Origin of the sequence: Pseudomonas sp. PGPR40 (assembly GCF_022014505.1) — a bacterium.
In the GTDB taxonomy this organism is placed as follows: domain Bacteria; phylum Pseudomonadota; class Gammaproteobacteria; order Pseudomonadales; family Pseudomonadaceae; genus Aquipseudomonas.
The window spans coordinates 1-18,005 of sequence record NZ_JAKLSP010000013.1 but is presented as its reverse complement, the minus strand read 5'-3'; the positions used below and the strand labels follow the sequence as shown (position 1 = coordinate 18,005).

Annotated in this window: 18 protein-coding genes; 8 read left to right on the top strand and 10 right to left on the bottom strand. The window is 57.6% G+C overall.

Going from position 1 to position 18,005, the window contains the following annotated elements; translation table 11 throughout:
- Positions 1-88: 88 nt before the first annotated feature.
- The gene (estP, locus tag MEB48_RS12960; RefSeq protein WP_237884617.1) at positions 89-1,996 is read right to left on the bottom strand and encodes an esterase EstP; all 1,908 of its coding nucleotides are present in this window, start codon (positions 1,994-1,996) and stop codon (positions 89-91) included.
- A gap of 411 nt (positions 1,997-2,407) precedes the next feature.
- Between estP and MEB48_RS12955 the strand changes: the two genes are divergently transcribed.
- The 4 genes from MEB48_RS12955 (at position 2,408) to MEB48_RS12940 (ending at position 5,750) form a co-directional block, all read left to right on the top strand.
- Positions 2,408-3,001, top strand: coding sequence for an aminodeoxychorismate/anthranilate synthase component II (locus MEB48_RS12955; protein WP_019650349.1), 594 nt, complete (start codon positions 2,408-2,410; stop codon positions 2,999-3,001).
- A gap of 9 nt (positions 3,002-3,010) precedes the next feature.
- Positions 3,011-4,060 (top strand): anthranilate phosphoribosyltransferase, encoded by a 1,050-nt coding sequence (gene trpD, locus MEB48_RS12950; RefSeq protein WP_237884616.1) that lies wholly within the window; start codon positions 3,011-3,013, stop codon positions 4,058-4,060.
- On the top strand, positions 4,057-4,893 hold the full coding sequence (trpC, locus tag MEB48_RS12945) for an indole-3-glycerol phosphate synthase TrpC (protein ID WP_237884615.1): 837 nt from the start codon (positions 4,057-4,059) through the stop codon (positions 4,891-4,893). The genes trpD and trpC overlap by 4 nt, the downstream gene beginning before the upstream one ends.
- Before the next feature lie 155 nt (positions 4,894-5,048).
- On the top strand, positions 5,049-5,750 hold the full coding sequence (locus MEB48_RS12940; RefSeq protein WP_237884614.1) for a lipoate--protein ligase family protein: 702 nt from the start codon (positions 5,049-5,051) through the stop codon (positions 5,748-5,750).
- Positions 5,751-5,760: 10 nt separating this feature from the next.
- Here MEB48_RS12940 and crp read toward each other — a convergent pair whose 3' ends face one another.
- The gene (crp, locus tag MEB48_RS12935) at positions 5,761-6,405 is read right to left on the bottom strand and encodes a cAMP-activated global transcriptional regulator CRP (protein ID WP_237884613.1); all 645 of its coding nucleotides are present in this window, start codon (positions 6,403-6,405) and stop codon (positions 5,761-5,763) included.
- Between the two features lie 246 nt (positions 6,406-6,651).
- On the opposite strand from crp, the gene MEB48_RS12930 reads away from it, so the two are divergent.
- A complete protein-coding gene (locus MEB48_RS12930; RefSeq protein ID WP_008061600.1) occupies positions 6,652-7,074 on the top strand; it encodes an OsmC family protein in 423 nt (140 codons plus the stop codon).
- Positions 7,075-7,239: 165 nt separating this feature from the next.
- Here MEB48_RS12930 and coq7 read toward each other — a convergent pair whose 3' ends face one another.
- The 6 genes from coq7 to hemJ all read right to left on the bottom strand — a co-directional run bounded on the left by coq7 (position 7,240) and on the right by hemJ (position 11,854).
- Positions 7,240-7,887, bottom strand: coding sequence for a 2-polyprenyl-3-methyl-6-methoxy-1,4-benzoquinone monooxygenase (gene coq7 / locus MEB48_RS12925; RefSeq protein WP_237884612.1), 648 nt, complete (start codon positions 7,885-7,887; stop codon positions 7,240-7,242).
- A 199-nt stretch (positions 7,888-8,086) separates the two neighbouring features.
- Complete coding sequence (locus MEB48_RS12920) at positions 8,087-8,425, bottom strand: histidine triad nucleotide-binding protein (protein ID WP_007906873.1); 339 nt, start codon at positions 8,423-8,425, stop codon at positions 8,087-8,089.
- Positions 8,426-8,507: 82 nt separating this feature from the next.
- Positions 8,508-9,296 (bottom strand): SDR family NAD(P)-dependent oxidoreductase, encoded by a 789-nt coding sequence (locus MEB48_RS12915; RefSeq protein ID WP_237884611.1) that lies wholly within the window; start codon positions 9,294-9,296, stop codon positions 8,508-8,510.
- A gap of 62 nt (positions 9,297-9,358) precedes the next feature.
- Positions 9,359-10,336 (bottom strand): DUF805 domain-containing protein, encoded by a 978-nt coding sequence (locus MEB48_RS12910; RefSeq protein ID WP_237884610.1) that lies wholly within the window; start codon positions 10,334-10,336, stop codon positions 9,359-9,361.
- Between the two features lie 84 nt (positions 10,337-10,420).
- A complete protein-coding gene (locus tag MEB48_RS12905) occupies positions 10,421-11,389 on the bottom strand; it encodes an NAD(P)H-dependent flavin oxidoreductase (protein WP_237884609.1) in 969 nt (322 codons plus the stop codon).
- Between the two features lie 33 nt (positions 11,390-11,422).
- Positions 11,423-11,854 carry a protoporphyrinogen oxidase HemJ gene (gene hemJ, locus MEB48_RS12900; RefSeq protein WP_095052695.1) on the bottom strand — a complete coding sequence of 144 codons (432 nt, stop codon included), beginning with the start codon at positions 11,852-11,854 and terminating at the stop codon, positions 11,423-11,425.
- Positions 11,855-11,988: 134 nt separating this feature from the next.
- Between hemJ and argC the strand changes: the two genes are divergently transcribed.
- Both argC and erpA read left to right on the top strand, forming a co-directional pair.
- Entirely contained in the window at positions 11,989-13,023 is a 1,035-nt protein-coding gene (gene argC, locus MEB48_RS12895; RefSeq protein ID WP_048397847.1) for an N-acetyl-gamma-glutamyl-phosphate reductase, read from the top strand.
- Between the two features lie 168 nt (positions 13,024-13,191).
- A complete protein-coding gene (gene erpA, locus MEB48_RS12890; RefSeq protein ID WP_007906865.1) occupies positions 13,192-13,542 on the top strand; it encodes an iron-sulfur cluster insertion protein ErpA in 351 nt (116 codons plus the stop codon).
- Between the two features lie 74 nt (positions 13,543-13,616).
- Here erpA and MEB48_RS12885 read toward each other — a convergent pair whose 3' ends face one another.
- Together MEB48_RS12885 and MEB48_RS12880 are read right to left on the bottom strand one after the other, a co-directional pair.
- A complete protein-coding gene (locus MEB48_RS12885; RefSeq protein WP_237884608.1) occupies positions 13,617-14,708 on the bottom strand; it encodes an anhydro-N-acetylmuramic acid kinase in 1,092 nt (363 codons plus the stop codon).
- A gap of 3 nt (positions 14,709-14,711) precedes the next feature.
- Positions 14,712-16,142: a peptidoglycan DD-metalloendopeptidase family protein gene (locus tag MEB48_RS12880; RefSeq protein ID WP_030130033.1), complete on the bottom strand. Its 1,431-nt coding sequence runs from the start codon at positions 16,140-16,142 to the stop codon at positions 14,712-14,714.
- 209 nt (positions 16,143-16,351) lie between these two features.
- Between MEB48_RS12880 and tyrS the strand changes: the two genes are divergently transcribed.
- A complete protein-coding gene (gene tyrS, locus MEB48_RS12875) occupies positions 16,352-17,551 on the top strand; it encodes a tyrosine--tRNA ligase (protein WP_237884607.1) in 1,200 nt (399 codons plus the stop codon).
- The last annotated feature ends 454 nt before the right edge of the window (positions 17,552-18,005 follow it).

Genomic DNA, 18,005 nt, shown 5'->3' with positions numbered 1-18,005 from the left:
CCGCACCGCCACTCCCACATGGATTTTGCATACACCATAAAAAACGCGGCGCCTGTGTAAGGGCGCCGCGTTTTTTATTGCCTGCGGTTTAGAAATCCAGCGTCACCCCGACATTGATGCCCTGCTGGGTAAAGTCATCATCCTTGCGGAAGGTGTAACCACCACGCAACGCCAAGTCGGCGGTCAATTTATGGCTGACTCCCAGACTCACACGGTTCAAGTGACTCTGCGGCGTATAACCTTCCAGCGTGAAGTCGTTCGCTGGCAGGCTGTTAAGGGCGATATTTACCTTCTGAACGTCATCTTCGTATTCACGCTCGTAGGCATATTCCCCAAACACCTGGGTCTGGCGGGTGAAGTTGTATTTGCCTTGTAAGCCGACACCCAGGCGTTTCGAGTCTCGGGTTTGATCATCAAAAGTCAGCGCCGTGGCGCGGTTGCTGTTTTCCGAGTAGCCGTCGACTTCCACTTTGGCGTAATCGGCGCTGATGAACGGTGACAGGTGCCATTCGCTGCCCGGTTGAGCAATGTCATAGCCAAGGCGAGTGCTGAAGGCCCAGAGATAGCCATCGGTATCACCCTTTTCCGCGCCTTCGCTGACACCCTGGTCGAATTTGCGTTCGAGATTGTCGTAATCCAGTTTGCCACCGGTCAATGCGGCATCGGCCCACCAGCGATTCTGTTGGAACTGGGCGAAGGCCGTCGCCAGATAGCTATTGAGTTTGTAGTCCGAATCGTTACTCCCGGCGTCCAGGTTCTGACGATAGAAGCCTGCTGCCACACCGACGCGCCAGGCTTCATTGAGACGATAGCTGCCGCCGATATTCAGGTTGTAGCCGCTGCCGTCGGCACTGGCGGCGCTGCTTTGGTTGTCGATATCCAGATGCTGACCACCGCCGGCGACAATCGCGCGCCATTGGCCGACGGCTTGCCAGTTCTCCCAGTCGGATTGCCACTGGCTTCGTAGTTCATCCTGATGAGCGCGTAAGGTGGCGTGGGCCATTTCCGGCAGCAGCGTCAGTTCCCAAGGTGCCGCCAGCAAGGAATAGGCGTAATCGGCTATCAGTTTTTGTCCGGCTTCAGTGGGGTGAACCGAGTCGTTGTAGATCAGTTTGCTCGGGTCCGGGGTGGCGCTGTTGATGCCATACACGGCATTTTCCGTGCAACCGTTGCCGCTGAAGCAGGTAGCCGTCAGGTTCTGACCGGTGGCGAGGCCGAAGCGCGCCGGGTCGGCGAAGGTTTCCTGCAACAGCAATGGAATATTCAGCGGGATGATTTCGGCATTGATCCCCGCGAGTCGGGTGACCAACTGCTGGTTGAAGTCCGTACTCAGTTGCGAAATCGCTGACTGCAATGGGCTGCCGTTAATGGCTGGCGCCAGGCCCAGGTCCGGTAGCAGCCAGACCACGATATATTTGGCGCCGGCGCTTTGCAGGGTTTGCACGCTGTCGGCCAGGCGATCCGCCGCGGCGTTGGCCTGGGTGGTATTAAGCACGAGGCCCTGGAGGAAGTCGTTGCCGCCTCCGGAAATGTAATACAGCGCATTAGGATCGGCGCGGAAGTTGTTCGTCGGCAGATAACCTGCCCGGGTGCGTTCGCCCGTGGCGGATTCGGTGGTGATCGACTCCAGAATCTGGTCGGTACGGTAACCGCCGACAGCCCAGTTATTGCCATCCGCCAGCCCTTGATTGGCGCGCACGGCCGAGGTCGAGGCGGCGGTCTGATCAGGCGAAAACCCGAGACGTCCACCCAACAATTGCGTGGAGTTCAATGAGCGTAATTCACCACTGCCATCCAGGTAGACCGGCCCGGTCCGGTTGGTAAAACGCTCTGTCGCGCCGGCAGGGCCACCCGTGTCGGTAAACTGTCCGGCATCGTTGAGACTGTCGCCGAAGACGACGAAATTCGAATAAGGATTGGGCGCGGCAATCGCCTGGGCACAGGCAGCGGCGAGCAAGCATCCGGCGAGCGGTACAAACAATGTTTGTTTGATCATGAGCAAGTCCGTTTTATTTATTGTTGTTGTAAACGAAACGACAGTACCAAAAACTTCCGGCCCTTTGCCATCTATCGCGAACCCTTTCGCTTGTTTCTTGAGCTGTCGCCCCGGCCATATTGCACGCTCCGCCCAGCTAAGTTACTGTGCCGAGACGTATGAATGAGACCTTCCCCGTGTTGATCGTCAGCAAACTTCTGGATCAAGTCATCAAGGCACATGCCCGTTGGCGTTGGCGCGCCTGAATCTTTTCTGCCGGCCTGGCCGGACCTGTACCGCTTTGCCTTCTTTACCTGTATGAAATGCCGCTTTGCTGGCGCCACTCCAGCACCTGTCAAAGCGCAGCGCACTGCGGGTAAATCATTTGAAGGCCGTATTAAAAGTCAGTGAATTCAAGAGGTTCTTAATGCCATGTTGCTGATGATCGATAACTACGACTCTTTTACTTACAACGTTGTGCAATACCTCGGCGAGCTGGGCTCCGAGGTCAAAGTCGTGCGCAACGATGAGCTCACTATTGCCGAAATCGAAGCTCTCAAGCCTGAGCGCATTGTCGTGTCTCCCGGTCCTTGCACCCCGACCGAAGCCGGTATTTCCATCGAGGCCATCAAGCACTTCGCAGGCAAACTGCCGATTCTCGGCGTTTGCCTGGGTCACCAGTCCATCGGCCAAGCCTTTGGTGGCGATGTGGTCCGTGCCCGTCAGGTCATGCATGGTAAGACTAGTCCGGTATTCCACGAGGACAAGGGCGTGTTCGAAGGCCTGAATCGTCCGCTGACGGTCACCCGCTACCATTCGCTGATCGTCAAGCGCGAAACCCTGCCTGATTGCCTCGAACTGACGGCCTGGACCCAGCTCGAAGACGGCTCGGTCGACGAGATCATGGGCCTGCGCCACAAGACGCTGAACATTGAGGGTGTGCAATTTCACCCTGAGTCTATCCTCACCGAACAGGGCCATGAGCTGTTCGCCAACTTCCTCAAACAAACCGGCGGCACGCGCTAAGGACTTTCCATGGATATCAAGACAGCCCTGAGCCGTATCGTCGGCCACCTCGACCTCAGTTCCGATGAGATGCGCGATGTCATGCGCGAAATCATGACCGGGCAATGCACGGATGCGCAGATCGGCGCGTTCATGATGGCCATGCGCATGAAGAGCGAAAGCATCGATGAGATCGTCGGCGCCGTGACGGCAATGCGCGAGTTGGCGGACAAGGTCGAACTCAACACCCTCGACGGCGTGGTCGATGTGGTCGGCACCGGCGGTGATGGCGCGAATATCTTCAACGTTTCGACCGCCTCCTCGTTCGTGGTCGCGGCGGCCGGTTGCACCGTGGCCAAGCACGGTAACCGTGCAGTGTCGGGAAAAAGCGGCAGCGCTGATCTGCTTGAGGCGGCGGGTATCTACCTGAACCTGACGCCGGTTCAAGTGGCGCGCTGCATCGACAACGTTGGCATCGGTTTCATGTTTGCCCAGACCCACCACAGTGCCATGAAGCACGCCGCTGGCCCGCGCCGCGAGCTGGGCTTGCGCACCTTGTTCAACATGCTCGGCCCGCTTACGAATCCGGCCGGTGTGAAACATCAGGTGGTGGGTGTGTTCAGTCAGGCGTTGTGCCGGCCATTGGCCGAAGTTTTGCAACGTCTGGGCAGCAAACACGTGCTGGTGGTGCATTCGAAGGATGGCCTGGATGAGTTCAGTCTGGCGGCGCCGACCTTTGTGGCTGAGCTTAAGAATGATCAGATCACCGAGTATTGGGTCGAACCCGAAGACCTGGGGATGAAGAGTCAGAGCCTGCACGGTCTGGCGGTGGAAAGCCCGGCGGCCTCCCTTGAGCTGATTCGCGATGCCTTGGGCAAGCGCAAGACTGAGAACGGCCAGAAAGCCGCCGAGATGATCGTGCTTAATGCCGGTGCCGCGCTGTACGCCGCCGACCATGCCAGCAGTTTGAAAGAAGGCGTTGCCCTGGCGCACGATGCGCTGCACACAGGCCTCGCTCGGGAAAAACTTGAGGAGTTGGGTGCATTTACCGCGGTATTCAAAGTGGAGAATGAGGGATGAGTGTACCGACGGTTCTGGAAAATATTCTGGCCCGCAAAGTCCAGGAAGTCGCCGAGCGTAGCGCTCGTGTGAGCCTGGCAGAGCTGGAAAATCTGGCCAAGGCGGCCGATGCACCCCGCGGTTTTGCCAAGGCATTGATCGATCAGGCCAAGAAGAAACAGCCGGCGGTGATTGCTGAAATCAAGAAGGCTTCGCCGAGCAAAGGCGTGATTCGCGAGAACTTCGTGCCTGCGGACATTGCCAGGAGTTACGAAAAGGGCGGGGCGACTTGCCTGTCGGTGCTCACCGATATCGACTACTTCCAGGGAGCGGATGCTTATTTGCAACAGGCCCGGGCGGCGTGCCAATTGCCGGTGATCCGCAAGGACTTCATGATCGATCCGTACCAGATTGTCGAATCCCGTGCCCTGGGCGCTGACTGCGTGCTGTTGATCGTCTCCGCACTGGACGATGTGAAAATGGCCGAGCTGGCGGCCGTGGCGAAAAGCGTCGGTCTCGATGTGCTGGTGGAAGTCCACGACGGCGACGAGTTGGAGCGGGCCTTGAAAACCCTCGACACGCCGCTGGTGGGCGTGAACAACCGCAATCTGCACACCTTCGAGGTCAATCTGGAAACCACCCTCGACCTGTTACCGCGTATTCCGCGTGATCGTCTGGTGATCACCGAGAGTGGCATCCTCAACCGGGCCGATGTCGAGCTGATGGAAATCAGCGATGTGTATGCGTTCCTGATTGGCGAAGCGTTCATGCGCGCCGAAAGCCCGGGTACCGAACTGCAGCGCCTGTTCTTTCCCGAGCGCGGCGTTCCAGTGAGCGGTTCTACGCTCGACTGATTACACGCAGACAAATCGTGGCGCTCCCTTCGCGAGCAAGCCCGCTCCCACACTTAATCCGCGTTCATCCAGGCAACGTGATCAAGTGTGGGAGCGGGCTTGCTCGCGAAGGCGGCATAAGATGCACCACAGACTGACCGTCCTATGGATACCTTATGACCTCACCTACCTCTCTGACCATCGAAGCCGGTCTGCAAGCCGAACAGGATCTGTTGGCCTCGGTTTGTGCCGGTGACTCGGAGTCTGGTCTGCTGTTCTGGCAGCCAAGCGATCGGGCATTGGTCATGCCCCGCCGCTTGAATCGTCTGCCGCAGTTCGACGTAGCGTGCGAAATATCCGCTGCCGCCGGCTGGCCAGTACTGCTGCGCGAAACCGGCGGCGAGCCAGTGCCGCAATCGGCCTCGACGATCAACATCGCACTGGTTTATGCCCCACCGCGCAGCGAAGGTGATCTGAACCGCATCGAAACTGGCTACCGGCGCCTGTGCGATCCGATCTGTCAGTTACTGGACGAGCTGGGCGGCACTTCGTCCCTGGGCGAAATCGAGGGTGCGTTCTGCGATGGTCGTTTCAACGTCAACCTCGATGGTCGAAAGATGGTCGGCACCGCTCAGCGTTGGCGCCAGAGCAAGGGCGGTCAGCGTCCGGTCGGCCTGGTACACGGGGCGATGTTGATCGATAACGAACGAGAGTCGATGGTCGCGGCAGTCAATCGCTTCAATGAAGCCTGTGGCCTGGAGCAACGGGTTCGCGCTGAAAGCCACATCGCCCTGCATGAGAAGTTCGCGGCGCCGGATGCCCTGACTCGTCTCGATCAACTGTATCGACAGATGCTGGCGCAGATGCTCGGGGCTTGAGTTTTCGAACTTAACGCGTACCGAAGACCACCATGGTCTTGCCTTTGACGTCGACCAGGTTGCGCTCTTCCAGATCCTTGAGCACGCGGCCGACCATCTCACGGGAACAACCGACAATCCGGCCGATCTCCTGACGGGTCACCTTGATCTGCATGCCATCCGGGTGGGTCATGGCGTCTGGCTGCTTGCACAGCTCCAGCAGGCAGCGCGCAACGCGACCGGTCACGTCGAAGAACGCCAGGTCGCCGACCTTGCGCGTGGTATTGCGCAGGCGTTGTGCGATTTGTCCGCTGAGTACGTAAAGAATGTCTGAATCTTGTTGGGACAGCTCGCGGAATTTCACGTAGCCGATTTCTGCGACTTCACATTCGACCTTGGCACGTACCCAGGCACTGCGTTCCTGTTCCAGGCCGGCTTGCTCAAACAGACCCAGCTCGCCGAAAAAGTCGCCGGAGTTGAGGTAGGCAATGATCATTTCACGGCCGTCGTCATCCTCGATCAGGATGGTTACCGAACCTTTGATGATGAAGAACAGCGTATCCGAGCGGTCGCCAGCACAAATGATGTTGCTCTTGGTGGCATAGCGACGGCGCTGACAGTGCATCAATAGCTTGTCGAGGTTGTTGATTTTGGGAGTGGGGGCAATAGCAACCATGGTTGTATCCCGAAAAGACTGCACGTGTGTTTGTTTTTCGTAGGAGCTGGCGAAGCCTGCGATCTTTTATTCGCTACAAAGCTGGCTATGCGCCATCGAATTGGCGTCAGCTTAACAGACACATTCCTGGAAGATTCGAGAATTTGCCTACAGGCGCAGATGCTTATGTCCTAGGAAAGCGGAGCGCTGCCAATCAAGGGCTCGTGCTAAGCTGGCGACCCTTTTTTATACAGTGGAGTCTTGGTGATGAAGGCACGCATCCAATGGGCTGGCGAAGCCATGTTCCTCGGTGAATCCGGCAGCGGTCATGTTGTGGTCATGGACGGTCCGCCCGATGCCGGCGGTCGTAACCTGGGTGTCCGGCCGATGGAAATGCTCTTGCTGGGTGTTGGCGGCTGCAGCAATTTCGATGTGGTCAGCATCCTCAAGAAATCCCGTCAGGCCGTCGAAAGCTGCGAAGCCTTCCTCGAAGCCGAGCGTGCGACCGAAGATCCGAAGGTTTTCACCAAGATCCATATGCACTTCGTGGTCAAAGGCCGAGGTCTGAAAGAAGCCCAGGTCAAGCGCGCCATCGAGCTGTCGGCCGAGAAGTATTGCTCGGCCTCGATCATGCTCGGCGCGGCTGGCGTGGAGATTACCCACGACTACGAAATCATCGAACTCGGTTGAATCGACATTCGCGGAATATGCCGAGCTAAATTTTTGAGTACAAAAAAAGGCGACTACCTTGCGGTAATCGCCTTTTTTATTTGTTGGAATACAGAACCCTTGCAGGAGCGAGCGGTGCGGCGATCCGACTTGCCCGCGAAGAGGCCCTATTCAACAACCTGATCCTCAGATCCGATAAGTACTCTTGGTCATCACCTTGGCCAACAAACTCATCCCGAACTTCACCGGTGCCGGAAAACGAAATCCACCCGCATCCAGCGCACTTTCAGCATGATGCTCTTCATCGATGCGCATCTGCTCAAGAATCGCCCGGGATTTTTCGTCCTCGGCGGGCAGTTGCTCAAGGTGTTCGTTCAGGTGTTTGCAGACCTGATGCTCGGTGGCAGCAACGAAACCCAGGCTGACTTTGTCGCTGATCAGCCCGGCGACCGCGCCAATCCCGAATGACATGCCGTAGAACAACGGATTAAGGATGCTGGTATGGCTGCCCAACTGATGAATGCGTTGTTCGCACCAGACCAGATGGTCGATTTCTTCTTCGGCGGCGTGCTCCATGGCGGCGCGCACTTTCGGCAGCTTGGCGGTCAGGGCCTGACCTTGATACAGCGCCTGGGCGCAGACTTCGCCGGTATGGTTGATGCGCATCAAACCGGCGACGTGTCGGGTGTCCTCGTCGCTCAATTGCGCATCCGGCTGCACGATGGCAGGCGACGGACGGTAGGGCTGACCACTGAAGGGCAACAAGGTACGCATCGCGGCATCGGCTTGCAGCAGAAGACGGTCAATCGGCGAGTAGTGACGTTGGGTAGTCATGCTGACCTCCGGGAAGAATCTCGGCGGCCAGTTTAACCCAATCGGCCGGGGGAGGGTTTGCGTTGGGTCATTTCCGGTGGGACGACACCAATTCTGTAGGAGCGAGGCTTGCCCGCGAAGGCGTCCTCAAGTGCGCTAAAAGCTTCGCGGGCAAGTCGGATCGCCGCACCGCTCGCTCCTACAGGGGAAGGATGGTGAATCAGCCCGGCGGCCAGTGCATCTGCCGCTGACCCAGCACATGCATATGAATGTGATAAACGGTCTGCCCGCCCAATTCATTGCAGTTCATGACCACCCGGAAACCTTCTTCACAACCTAATTCCAGAGCCAAGCGCTGTGCGGTGAACAGAATATGCCCGGCCAAAGCCTTGTCGTCCTCGGTGAGGTCGTTAAGGGTGCGCACCGGTTTCTTCGGGACTACCAAAAAGTGCACGGGGGCCTGTGGCGCGATGTCGTGGAAGGCCAGTACCTGGTCGTCCTCGTAAATGATCTTCGCCGGGATTTCCCGGTTGATGATCTTGGTGAACAGAGTATCCACAGCTGTTTTCTCCGTTGTTTGGGCTGGCCTGAGTGTAACCATGGGTGATGTCAGAGCCCAGTCTTTTGCCTTGAGGATTTGATCAGCGCGGGCAATAGGCTTTGTTGACCATGCCCGCGATTGTCCGGGTCAGCCAGCGCGAGCCGAGCCGCGGCAGGAATGCGAACCAGCGATTCAGGCGGCCGGGGATGATAATGGCGCGATTTTTCTCCAGGGCGCGCACGGTATAGAGCGCGACCTCTTCTGGGCTCATCAGCAGTTTGCTCTCGACCAGTTTGTCGGTGTCCAGTTGCGCAGTGCGAAAAAACGCCGTGCGTGTCGGGCCGGGGCAGAGCACCGACACCTTGACCGCGCATTTCTTCAGCTCGACGCGTAAACCTTCGGAAAAATGCAGTACGTAAGCCTTGCTGGCGTAGTAAGTGCTCATCCAGGGACCGGGATGGAACGCCGCCACCGAGGCAACGTTCAGAATCTGCCCGCCACCCTGCAAAGCCATGCTGTTGCCAATGGCATGACACAACCGAGTGAGGGCCAGGATATTCACTTCGATCAGATCCTGCTCGGTCATCCAGTCCTGGGCCAGGAATGGGCCGCAGGTACCGATACCGGCACAGTTGACCAGCAAATCTATCTGCCGCTCGCCTTCCTCCAGCTCCAGCAAAAATCCGGACAGCCTTAGTGGCTCGCCCAGGTCACAGGCGCGAAACAGCACTTCCACACCAAAACGTTGAGTCAGTTCAATCGCAATGCTTTCCAGCTGATCACGCTGTCGGGCCACCAGAATCAGGCTGCGGCCGCGCCGGGCCAGCGCTTCGGCCATTGCCAGGCCGATGCCGCTGGAAGCGCCAGTGATCAGAGCGTAACGGGTCATGCAGTTCTCCATCGCAACAGCTCCGCGCCGACGACGCAGGTGTCACGGGCGGGGAGCGCTGTTCATTCTTTTGCAGAGTCTACAGGGGGCTCGGCAGCTTCGGCTGCATCATCGGCTGAATTTGGCACTTGTTCGGTCTCTTCGGCCGGCTCGACTTCAATTTCGTCGATGATCACCGCGCTACTTTGATAGGTGCTATCGATGGCGCTTTCGTACTCATCCTGGATCGCGGTGAGGCCTCCAGTCAGCCCGCCGACAAACATGAGTGCGATAAACACCAGCCATAGCGAAGCCAGCACCCTGACCGCGTTGCTGTTGGGCGGCGGTGGTGCGCCATACCGATTGGCAGTGTTGTTACCCGGCACGATCATTATCACGAACGGAAAAATGCTGCCCACGACCGGCACAAGGTTCAACAGCCAGAGCCAGCCCGACCAGCCGATATCGTGCAGGCGCTGCACACTGAACTGGATGCTGATGAAGGCAAGCACCACGACCAGGATAAAGGCCAGCAGACCAGCGAGAATCAAACCAGCAGTCGAGTCCGTGCTGATGAGTGCGAAACCGAAAATTGCCAGCACGGCGCCGACGGCAAGCGTCACCAGCGTAAGCGCCATCGTCCAGGCCAAAAAGCGCAAGCGACCGATGCGACCAACGAAACTGAATGCCTTGAGTGCAGAAAACTCCGGCAATGCTTCGCCGACAGAGGCTCGGGGCGGTGCATAGGGAGAATCGGGGTCTGCGATGACAGGTTGATTGTTGGCAGGAGCGTGTTCGTGAACGTCGGACAGGTTCAGTTCAATGGAGGGCTCGGGTTCGATTCGCGCATCGATGCCGGTTTTCGTCAGCGCTTGAAGGTAAGTCTGCGCATCGGCGTGTGACAGATCGCGTTTGAGCGCAACCTTGCGTCCACTGAACAGGCGCTCGATGGCCGCGACATCGCTTTTGAACAGCTCGGCGAGATTGAGCTTCGCGGTGGTGGCGTCAACACCTGGCAGCAGAGCCCCTTCGAAGACGATCTTGAAACGGTTTTCGCTCATGGCCGAGGCATCCTTGTCGCGAGAGTTTGTAATAGACGTTATTGCAAGTTTGGAGTGTAGGGGTGGGCTGGCCAAGTTTTCCTGTCAGCGCGGCCAGCGCTTGGGCAGTGTCGCCGCCAGTTTCAGCGCTTTTCGATATTCGGCATCGAGACGTGCGACCAATTGTTCGACACTCGGCAGGTCTTCGATCTCTCCGACGCCCTGGCCTGCGGACCATACGGTTTTCCAGGCTTTGGCTTCATCGCTCAACGGCTTTAGTTTGGAGCCGAAGTTCACCTCGCCCTTGCCTTGCAGGGCTGCCATGTCGAAACCGGCAGCTTCCAGGCTCCGACGCATGAAGCTTGCCGGTACGCCCGACACCGCTGGAGTATGGACGATGTCTGCGGCTTTGGAAGTCAGGAGCATCTCCTTATACGCGTCAGGCGCATGACTTTCCGTGGTGCCGATAAATCGCGTACCAAAGTAGGCCAGATCCGCGCCGAGCAATTGCGCGGCAAGAATCTCATGGCCATGGTTCAGGCAGCCGGCCAGCAGCAGAGTCTTGTCGAAAAACTGGCGAATCTCGGCGATCAGCGAAAACGGGCTCCAGGTCCCGGCGTGACCACCGGCGCCCGCAGCCACGGCAATCAAACCGTCCACGCCGGCTTCAGCCGCTTTTTCCGCATGACGACGCGTCGTCACGTCATGAAATACCAGGCCTCCGTAACCCTGCACCGCGTCGACCAGTTCTTTCACGGCGCCGAGGCTGGTGATTACGATCGGCACTTTGTGCTCGATGCAGATCGCCAGATCCGCCTGCAATCGCGGATTGCTGTTGTGGACAATCAGATTCACCGCGTAAGGCGCGGGGTTTTCCAGTATCGCCAGTCCTGCTTCGATTTCTTCCAGCCAGGCCTTGAAACCGCTGCTCTCACGCTGGTTCAGCGCAGGAAAGCTGCCCACCACGCCATTGCGGCAGCAAGCGAGCACCAGTTCAGGGTTGGAAATCAGGAACATCGGCGCCACCACCACGGGCAGACGCAAGCGTTGTTCGAGCAAAGCGGGCAGCGACATTGGAAGTACCCCGGGTGAATGATGCCTGTTGGATTAAAACGGCCGAACGACGACCAGAATTACGATAGCCAGCAATAGCAGAACCGGCACCTCATTGAACCAGCGATAAAAGACATGGCTGCGGGTGTTTTCGCCACGGGCAAAACGTTTTACCTGTGCGCCACACATGTGGTGGTAGCCGATCAGGATCACCACCAGGGTCAATTTGGCATGCATCCATGCACCTTGGGTGAAGTAGGCGCTTGGGTTGAGGCTGATCAGCCAGATGCCGAACACCAGGGTGGCGATCATCGCCGGGCCCATGATGCCCCGGTACAGCTTGCGCTCCATGATACTGAAGCGTTCCTTGCTGACGGTGTCTTCGCTTTGGGCGTGATAGACGAACAGGCGCGGCAGGTAAAACAGGCCGGCAAACCAGCAGACCATGCTGACGATATGAAGCGCTTTGAGCCACAGATAAAGCATTTTCAGGTATTCCCCAATTCACGGTAGCCGGATAGTAGAGGTTTGAGCGTCCGCACGTCACCTTGGCGGTTGTCGCAGGGCCGCGCGCGCCCTATTATCGACGGCTTTCCAGTGGGTTCGTTGAGGGCAGGTTTATGGTCAAGGTCGGTATCGTCGGCGGCACGGGTTACACCGGTGTCGAACTGCTGCGTCTGTTGGCACAGCATCCGCAAGCTGAAGTGGTGGTGATCACTTCCCGATCCGAGGCCGGCCTGGCCGTGGCCGATATGTACCCGAACCTGCGAGGCCATTACGACGGCTTGGCTTTCAGCGTTCCGGACATCAAGACCCTCGGGGCCTGCGACGTGGTGTTCTTCGCCACGCCGCACGGTGTTGCGCATGCGCTGGCGGGTGAGTTGCTGGCTGCCGGGACGAAGGTCATCGACTTGTCGGCAGACTTCCGTCTGCAAGACGCCGATGAGTGGGCAAAATGGTACGGCCAACCGCACGGCGCACCGGAACTGCTGGAGGAGGCTGTCTACGGCTTGCCGGAAGTCAATCGTGAGCAAATCAAACAAGCGCGCCTGATTGCTGTGCCGGGTTGCTACCCGACGGCCACGCAATTGGGATTCCTGCCATTGCTTGAAGCCGGTCTGGCCGATACCACTCGTTTGATCGCAGACTGCAAATCCGGTGTCAGCGGCGCCGGTCGTGGTGCTTCTGTAGGTTCGCTGTACGCCGAGACGTCGGAAAGCATGAAGGCTTACGCCGTCAAAGGGCACCGTCACTTGCCGGAAATCCGCCAGGGCCTGCGTCGTGCAGCGGGCAAGGACGTGGGGCTGACCTTCGTTCCGCACCTGACGCCAATGATTCGCGGTATTCACTCGACGCTCTATGCGACTGTCGTGGATCGCTCGGTGGATCTGCAAGCGTTGTTCGAAAAGCGCTATGCCAATGAACCGTTCGTCGATGTGATGCCTGCCGGCAGCCATCCGGAAACCCGCAGTGTGCGCGGTGCCAACGTTTGCCGTATTGCCGTGCATCGTCCACAGGATGGTGATCTGGTGGTGGTATTGTCGGTGATCGACAACCTGGTCAAAGGCGCGTCGGGTCAGGCGGTGCAGAACCTGAATATCCTGTTCGGTCTGGATGAGCGTCTGGGCCTGTCCCATGCCGGCATGCTGCCGTAAGGCTTTATCCCGCTCAGCAAAAAGGCCCGTCGAACGGGCCTTTTTGCATTGTGGTCTGGCAATTGGGTTGATTGATATACCGTAACAATAGTTGACCGATTTTCTGGGAGAAGCGGATAATGCGCGTCATCACGCATTATGGCGGCGTAACGCCGGGAGATAGTCAGCATGAGCGTCGAATCCTTCACCCCCACGGCTTTGCAATTCACCCACGGTGCCGCGCACAAGGTGAAGAGCCTGGTCGATGAAGAGGGGAATGATCGCTTGAAGCTGCGCGTATTCGTTACGGGCGGCGGTTGTTCAGGGTTTCAGTACGGCTTCACCTTCGATGAAGAAGTGGCCGATGACGACACCATCGTCGAGCGCGAAGGCGTCAGTCTGGTGGTCGATCCGATGAGCTTCCAGTACCTGGCAGGTGCCGAAGTGGATTACCAGGAAGGTTTGGAAGGTTCGCGTTTCGTGATCAAGAACCCGAACGCTACCACCACGTGTGGCTGCGGCTCTTCGTTCTCGATCTGATCGCACCCTCACCGCATTACCAAACGCCGCAGAGTCTCAGGACTCTGCGGCGTTTTGCTGTTTGGGGTTCAGGTTCAGGCGGGGTAGATGGCGCCGAGAATGCGTAAGCCGCGGGCACCGGTGACACTCGGGCGGTTGGCCGCGATACCTTCCAGGCAGCAATGGGCCAGCCAGGCGAAAGCCATGGCTTCGACCCAGTCCGGGTCTACACCATACGCAGCGGTGCTGCTGACTTTCGCGTTCGGCAACAGGCTGGCCAGGCGCTTCATCAGCGTGGCGTTGTGTGCGCCGCCACCACAGACAAGCAGCTCCTCAGTATCCGATTGGGCGCTTTGCAATGACTCGACAATGGTCAGCGCAGTCAGTTCAAGCAGCGTGGCCTGTACGTCTTCGGCAGCGAAGCTCTGTAGCTGTGATAGATGCTGCATCAGCCACGGCAGATTGAACACTTCGCGGCCAGTGCTTTTCGGGCCTTGAGTCATAAAGAACGGATCACTGAGCAGCTCATTCAACAGAACAGGTTTAACTTTGCCGCTGGCAGCCCAATGGCCGTCACGATCAAAGTTGTCGCCGCGTTGCTGGTGAATCCATGCATCCAGCAGGACATTCCCGGGACCGCAGTCGAATCCGGCAACAGGCTTGCCGGGTTCGATCAGGCTGAGGTTGCTGAACCCGCCGACATTCAATACCGCGCGGTTGCCAGGCCGTTCTTCAAACAGGGCTTCGTGAAAGGCTGGAACCAGTGGCGCGCCTTGTCCGCCAGCGGCTACATCGCGGCTGCGGAAATCGCTGACGACGGTGATGCCGGTCAGCTCGGTGAGCAAGGCAGGGTTGCCGATTTGCACTGTGAACCCGCGCGCCGGCTCGTGGCGAATGGTCTGGCCGTGGCTGCCAATCGCGCGAATGTCGTCAGGCTTAAGGTTTTGTTGGTCGAGGAGGGTGTGAATGCCCTGTGCGGCCAGTTGCACCCAGTTCTGCTGGGCGATGGCGGAGCGGGCAATCTCGTCCGGGCCGCTGGCGCACAAGCCAAGCAGCTCGGCGCGCAGGGAATCAGGCATAGGGATGTAATGGGTGGCGATCAGCTTGATTGCCGGGGCTTGCTCGATCAAAGCAATGTCCAGGCCATCAAGGCTGGTCCCGGACATTACACCTATATAGAGCGCCATGGCTTAGCGTTTACTCGAAGCCAACTGGGTGGTTTTCTCTTGATCCATGCGCGCCATCAGCGGTTGGCTTTGCGCGAGGAAACGTGAGCGTTCGGCTTTGGAGATCGGATCGGCCATCGCGACTTTCTGCCCCAGCGGGTCAACGTGCACGCCATTGACCTGGAACTCATAGTGCAAGTGCGGGCCGGTGGAGAGACCGGTGGTACCGATGTAGCCGATCACCTGACCTTGCTTGACGCTGCCGCCGGTCTTGACGCCTTTGGCGAAGCCCTGCATATGACCGTATAGCGTACGGTAGGTATTACCGTGCTGGATGATCACGGTGTTGCCGTAACCGCCGCGACGCCCCGCCAACAATACTTTGCCGTCACCGGCAGCCTTGATCGGCGTGCCGCGCGGTGCTGCGTAATCGACACCCTTGTGGGCGCGAATCTTGTTCAGGATCGGGTGCTTGCGGCCCATGGAGAATTTCGAGCTGATGCGGGCGAAGTCTACCGGGGTCCGGATAAACGCCTTGCGCATGCTATTGCCGTCAGCCGTGTAGTAGCTGCTGTTGCCTTGTTTGTTGGTGTAGCGCACTGCGGTGTACGTCTTGCCGCGGTTGGTGAAGCGTGCGGAGAGGATCGGGCCGTTACCGACCGCTTTGCCGTTGACGACCTTCTGTTCATAGATGACATCGAACTCGTCACCTTGGCGAATATCCTGGGCGAAGTCGACGTCATAGCCAAACACACTGGCCATATCCATGGTCAGGCTGTGGGACAAACCGGCTCGGGCGGCGGATTGCGACAGCGAACTGTTGATCACGCCATGAACGTAGGCGGAGCGGACAGTGGGCTTGGCGGTAATGCGGTTGAATACAAAACCCTTGTCGTTCTTGGTCAGGCTGATGCTTTCTGTGTCGCTGACTTTGCTGTGCAAATTGGTCAGTTGGCCATCCGGGCTCAGTTCGAATTCAAGCTTCTGGCCATGTTTGAGTTGGCTGAATTGCTTGGCCTGTTTGTCGCTGGCCAGTACTTCATGCACCGAAGTGGCCGGAAGGCCGACTTTCTCGAACAAGGTTGAGAGAGTGTCGCCTTTGGCAACGATCACTTCCTTATGGCCTGGAGCTTTCTTTTCTTCGACGGCTGGCGCAGGGGCGGGCTGGGCGGTTTCCTGGGCTGCTTGCTGAGTGTCTTCGGCGCTGTTTTCGATCTGCGCGAAGGGGGAGGCTGCCGGCTCATTTGTGGCTTGGACGACGTCGGCGGCGTCTTGGTCTTGTGTCAGTTGTTCTGCAGGGCTTTCCAGTTCAAGACTCAGGGTCGTCTTTTTGGCTTCAACATCACTGGAAGGGAATACCAGAAGCGCCAGGCTGAGAAGAGCAGCGATGCCACTTGCTGCGAGCAGGTGGGTCTTCGGGTAAAGCGGCGGCGCTTTAGACGGTTCTGTGGTCATAAGTAGTTTTGACTTTGAAAAGATGAATTGGAAAAGATGAATGACATGATGAAGACGAAATAACTGTATAAAATATAACCAAATCATCTCTGAAGCAAGTCTGCGAACGCTCTGTCCGTGGATTGGCGTCCGTGCGCCGGGCAAAACTTGTATTTGGTGCGCGATCTTGTATGGTTGTTCCCCTTTGAATCTGAGCCTGCGGGTCTGTTATGAAGTCGGTTGAAGAGCAGCTAGCGCTGATCAAACGTGGTGCAGAAGAACTGTTGGTCGAGTCTGAGCTGATCGAGAAGCTCAAGCGCGGCCAGCCGCTGCGTATTAAGGCAGGCTTCGATCCGACCGCGCCGGATTTGCACCTGGGTCACACCGTGCTTATTAATAAGCTGCGCCAGTTCCAGGAACTGGGTCACCAGGTGATCTTCCTTATAGGTGACTTCACCGGGATGATCGGTGATCCAAGCGGCAAGAGCGCGACACGTCCTCCGCTCACCCGTGAGCAGGTTCTCGAGAATGCCGAGACCTACAAGACTCAGGTCTTCAAGATTCTTGATCCGGCCAGGACCGAAGTGGCGTTCAACTCCACCTGGATGGATCAGATGGGGCCAGCCGACTTCATTCGCCTGACTTCGCAATACACCGTGGCTCGCATGCTTGAGCGCGACGACTTCGACAAGCGCTACACGACCAATCAGCCAATCGCTATTCACGAGTTCCTTTATCCGCTGGTTCAGGGTTACGACTCGGTCGCGTTGCGTGCGGATGTCGAGCTGGGCGGTACCGATCAGAAGTTCAACTTGCTGATGGGGCGCGAACTGCAGCGTGGTTATGGTCAGGAGGCTCAATGCATTCTGACTATGCCATTGCTCGAAGGCCTGGATGGCGTGAAGAAGATGTCCAAGTCGCTGGGCAACTACGTCGGTATACAGGAAGCGCCGGGTGTCATGTACGGCAAGCTGGTTTCTATTCCTGATGTGCTGATGTGGCGTTACTTCGAACTGCTCAGCTTCCGCTCCATGGAAGAGATCAATGCATTCCGGGCAGATGCTGAGGCGGGTGCGAATCCGCGTGACATCAAGATCAAGCTGGCGGAGGAGATCGTTGCGCGCTTCCATGGAGAAGAGGCAGCGGCCAATGCTCACCGTGCGGCGGGCAACCGTATGAAAGACGGTGAGCTGCCAGATGATCTGCCAGAGATCGAATTGACTGCTGTCGAGGATATGCCAATTGCTGCTGTCCTTAATAAAGCGGGTCTGGTGAAGAACTCCGCTATGGCGCGCGATCTTCTCGGTTCTGGTGGTGTGCGTATAGATGGTGAGATTGTCGATCGCACCTTTATGTACGTAGTGGGCGCGACCCATGTTTGTCAGGCCGGGAAGAAGGCATTTGCGCGTATTACGCTCAAATCCGAATAAAGCTGAAAACAGGGGTTGACGGCAGATTCTCAAAGCCTATAATTCGCCCCACTTCCGGCGCAGTCGAAACGGAAAACTCCTTGGTAAACAAAGAGTTATGCAGTTTTCGGCAGCGGTTGCGCTTCAGTTCATCGAAGCCAGAAGGAGTTGGTGGGGCAGTGTGTTGTCGCCTTATTGACGGTTCGATCCTCTCGGTCGAAAGCGGAGAAAAAGAGGTGTTGACAGCAGCGACTAACGCTGTAGAATTCGCCTCCCGCTAACGAGAGATCGAAAGCGCAAGTGGTTGAAGTTGTTGAAGAATTCTTCGAAAGCTTCTGAAAATAATCACTTGACAGCAACAGAGGCTGCTGTAGAATGCGCGCCTCGGTTGAGACGAAAGATCTTAACCAACCGCTCTTTAACAACTGAATCAAGCAATTCGTGTGGGTGCTTGTGGAGTCAGACTGATAGTCAA

Coding starts and splice junctions, on each gene's coding strand:
- estP (WP_237884617.1), bottom strand. CDS start 1,996: ATGATCAAACAAACATTGTTTGTACCGCTCGCCGGATGCTTGCTCGCC.
- MEB48_RS12955 (WP_019650349.1), top strand. CDS start 2,408: ATGTTGCTGATGATCGATAACTACGACTCTTTTACTTACAACGTTGTG.
- trpD (WP_237884616.1), top strand. CDS start 3,011: ATGGATATCAAGACAGCCCTGAGCCGTATCGTCGGCCACCTCGACCTC.
- trpC (WP_237884615.1), top strand. CDS start 4,057: ATGAGTGTACCGACGGTTCTGGAAAATATTCTGGCCCGCAAAGTCCAG.
- MEB48_RS12940 (WP_237884614.1), top strand. CDS start 5,049: ATGACCTCACCTACCTCTCTGACCATCGAAGCCGGTCTGCAAGCCGAA.
- crp (WP_237884613.1), bottom strand. CDS start 6,405: ATGGTTGCTATTGCCCCCACTCCCAAAATCAACAACCTCGACAAGCTA.
- MEB48_RS12930 (WP_008061600.1), top strand. CDS start 6,652: ATGAAGGCACGCATCCAATGGGCTGGCGAAGCCATGTTCCTCGGTGAA.
- coq7 (WP_237884612.1), bottom strand. CDS start 7,887: ATGACTACCCAACGTCACTACTCGCCGATTGACCGTCTTCTGCTGCAA.
- MEB48_RS12915 (WP_237884611.1), bottom strand. CDS start 9,296: ATGACCCGTTACGCTCTGATCACTGGCGCTTCCAGCGGCATCGGCCTG.
- MEB48_RS12910 (WP_237884610.1), bottom strand. CDS start 10,336: ATGAGCGAAAACCGTTTCAAGATCGTCTTCGAAGGGGCTCTGCTGCCA.
- MEB48_RS12905 (WP_237884609.1), bottom strand. CDS start 11,389: ATGTCGCTGCCCGCTTTGCTCGAACAACGCTTGCGTCTGCCCGTGGTG.
- hemJ (WP_095052695.1), bottom strand. CDS start 11,854: ATGCTTTATCTGTGGCTCAAAGCGCTTCATATCGTCAGCATGGTCTGC.
- argC (WP_048397847.1), top strand. CDS start 11,989: ATGGTCAAGGTCGGTATCGTCGGCGGCACGGGTTACACCGGTGTCGAA.
- erpA (WP_007906865.1), top strand. CDS start 13,192: ATGAGCGTCGAATCCTTCACCCCCACGGCTTTGCAATTCACCCACGGT.
- MEB48_RS12885 (WP_237884608.1), bottom strand. CDS start 14,708: ATGGCGCTCTATATAGGTGTAATGTCCGGGACCAGCCTTGATGGCCTG.
- MEB48_RS12880 (WP_030130033.1), bottom strand. CDS start 16,142: ATGACCACAGAACCGTCTAAAGCGCCGCCGCTTTACCCGAAGACCCAC.
- tyrS (WP_237884607.1), top strand. CDS start 16,352: ATGAAGTCGGTTGAAGAGCAGCTAGCGCTGATCAAACGTGGTGCAGAA.